Below are 2,192 nucleotides of genomic sequence, written 5' to 3' on the forward strand. Positions count from 1 at the left end.
AGAATCAGGGGATTTTATACGAAAAGACTTGGGCTCTGGGGTTTTCAGGCCGATTTCTTAGCTGTGAACTCGCGGATTCAGGTGATAGTCAACTGGCTTACCGCCGGTTGAAATCAGATCCTGAATTAATGCGTCCGGTGCCACTGGCGAAGTTGTTAGGCAGTAATTTTAATAAAGTCTTTCAATTGGGAGGCACGAAGCAAAAGGATTGCCCCAGTGAAATTCCTGTGCTTTTTACGCTGGAATCCTGGCATGAAAACTTGATGTCACCGGATTCCAGATTGTTTAAGAAGATTTACAATGATATCGATAATATCAAGGGGATTGAGACCCGGACGACCACGGACTATATGGTGGGATCGGGAGGGGAGCTGCATCACAGGTATGTGCTTGAGTATATTTCGCAGTGGAATCATGTCATGAGCTGTATCCATGTCAAACCCTTGCGTGATTTTTCTACTATTCGTGAAGCGTCATCCAATCTGGCGCAGTGGGAATTTTCGTCCCTGGCAGGGATACTCGAGATGCTTGACCGGAATACGCGGTTGTTGGCAGAGCCATTACCGACCGCTGATGCCTCGAAGGCCAGTGTTGATATGACGTTGGATATGTCGGGACGACAAGAGGTTGTAAAAGCGTTTGAACATTATCATCGCCTGATACAAGGTGATTCCGTCATAGAATTCTCGGGAAGATGCCAGGGTATCATTAATGATCTGTATCAGAAAATAATGCAGATGGAGCAGTGCGACGATAAACAGAAATGTGCGTACAACCAGTTAGTGGATATTGTTGAGTCGCGACATCCTTTAAATGCACTCGTGAGTTTTGCTGACCCGCAGCCAGAACAAATTAAACGGTGGCTGGTAGAGCTCAGTCATGAGCTGGTGAGTTACTACGTTGAAACGGGCGGTCAGTATCTACAGAGACAATGGGATGAAAATGTTGTTTTACCCTACACCCGTTATTTGAAAAATCACTACCCATTAGCTCGGTCGTCGTCCAAAGACGCTAATTTTAAACAGTTCTCGGCATTCTTTCAGACGGATGGACAACTGGATGGATTTGTAAAAACCTATCTGGCGCCTTTCATAGACGATCATAGGCTTAAAGTCCTGATACCTGGAAAGGTATTGCCTGTCAGGCGACAGCTTCTTGAAACGATACGGGTAGGGAAACAGATCAACCAAAGCTTTTTCCTAAGTGATGGCTCGTCTCTGGATTCGTTTCAGGTCAGGATTATATCCATGTCGCCAACAGCGACACATTTTGTCGTGCAGGATAAGAATAATTTGATCCGTTACGATCATGGTCCGAATATCTGGCAAGATATCGCTTTGTCGAATGAGGGCGGTTTTGTTGAGGCGACATTCTTTTCTCAGGAAGCTCCTTTGTCGCATGCCAGTTTTACCGGGGACTGGAGTTGGTTTAGGTTTTTTGGTGAAAATTTTCGTTATTCGGATAGAGGGGCATCGATAGGAAGTACCTATTTTTCGCTAGGAGATCAGACGGTTTCATTTGAAATTATGGATAGGAATAGCAGGAAGCGCCTGCCTTTTGATCCAGCACTGATGACGCAGTTTCATTTCGTAGAGCGTATATTTTAATTTTTATGGTTAGATGATGGTGATATCAGTTTACTGAGTTGCTTTTATGTTGGTGTCCAAATCAATGAAAATCTCAAGTCATCTTTATTGCAAAATAAAGTCCAGTGGTTGTCAGCTGGAGCATTGCCCCTATGATGGACAGTTTGTCGCTAGAATTACGTATACATTGGCGATGCTGGACTGTCCTTTTGTTGAAGCAATTAATCTTGTTATCAGTCAAATTTATGATATGGAAAAATGCTTCGCAGCGCTGCCAAGTGATGATAAAAGTGGAATTCTTCTCATGACGTCATTGGAGAATAAAAAACTGGAAGGGATGGTGTATTTTGGCGCACATATAGAGAATAAGAAAAACCAATTCTATCCTACACCAACCGGGCCGGGAAGCATTCTTGAAGTAAAGCTTTTGGCTGTTGATCCGCAAGCGAAAGGCAAAGGGCTCGGGACAAAGTTATTGGCCTGTGTTGTTGATGTAGCAAGGATAAATAATATACATAGTGTGACCTGATTACCACCTAACATAAGCCATTCTCCCGTCTAAACTTACGACACTGGTTTTCCTTGGGTTAGGAGACGTGTCATGGC

The 2,192-nt window shown here is 43.9% G+C and carries 2 protein-coding genes; both read left to right on the forward strand.

Going from position 1 to position 2,192, the window contains the following annotated elements:
• The coding region (locus ABD892_RS11000) for an ImcF-related family protein (protein WP_345195689.1) at nt 1-1,607 on the forward strand (1,607 nt) is incomplete at its 5' end.
• Nucleotides 1,608-1,671: 64 nt separating this feature from the next.
• Nucleotides 1,672-2,115 carry a GNAT family N-acetyltransferase gene (locus ABD892_RS11005; RefSeq protein ID WP_345195690.1) on the forward strand — a complete coding sequence of 148 codons (444 nt, stop codon included), beginning with the start codon at nt 1,672-1,674 and terminating at the stop codon, nt 2,113-2,115.
• The last annotated feature ends 77 nt before the right edge of the window (nt 2,116-2,192 follow it).

The sequence above is a fragment of the Kistimonas scapharcae genome, assembly GCF_039540975.1.
GTDB classification, from domain to species: Bacteria; Pseudomonadota; Gammaproteobacteria; order Pseudomonadales; family Endozoicomonadaceae; genus Kistimonas; species Kistimonas scapharcae.

What these genes read in the sequence shown, in the direction of transcription:
- ABD892_RS11005 (WP_345195690.1), top strand. Translation starts at nt 1,672, where the DNA reads ATGAAAATCTCAAGTCATCTTTATTGCAAAATAAAGTCCAGTGGTTGT.